The following is a 252-nucleotide window of genomic DNA, read 5'->3' as shown; positions in this document are numbered from 1 at the left end:
TAAATGAACCCCCTTCCCACCATAAACCCCGTGCCGACCCACAACGTCAAGCTCTTGTCGCTGGAGGGGGATACGTTCCACCAGCCCATAATAATTCCGATTTCCAGCGAGCCCCATGCCCTCAGGTTCATAAAAGAAAATAGGCGACCACCTCCGCGTTCGTCTTTTTGACTTTGCGGTACCGTTAATGTTTTAGCTGCCATTGATACCACTTCCCTTACGTGCAGTAGGGGTCTATTTGTGTCTATTATA

The 252-nt window shown here is 49.2% G+C and carries 1 protein-coding gene; it reads right to left on the bottom strand.

Going from position 1 to position 252, the window contains the following annotated elements:
- A partial coding sequence (locus KVT34_RS30645; protein WP_217563338.1) for a hypothetical protein occupies positions 1 to 203 on the bottom strand: 203 nt, incomplete at its 3' end.
- Positions 204 to 252: the final 49 nt, after the last annotated feature.

The sequence above is a fragment of the Paenibacillus sp. GbtcB18 genome (assembly GCF_019091125.1).
In the GTDB taxonomy this organism is placed as follows: Bacteria; Bacillota; Bacilli; order Paenibacillales; family NBRC-103111; genus Paenibacillus_F; species Paenibacillus_F chitinolyticus.
The sequence above is the reverse complement of the archived record's forward strand: the minus strand, read 5'-3'. Positions and strand labels throughout refer to the sequence as shown.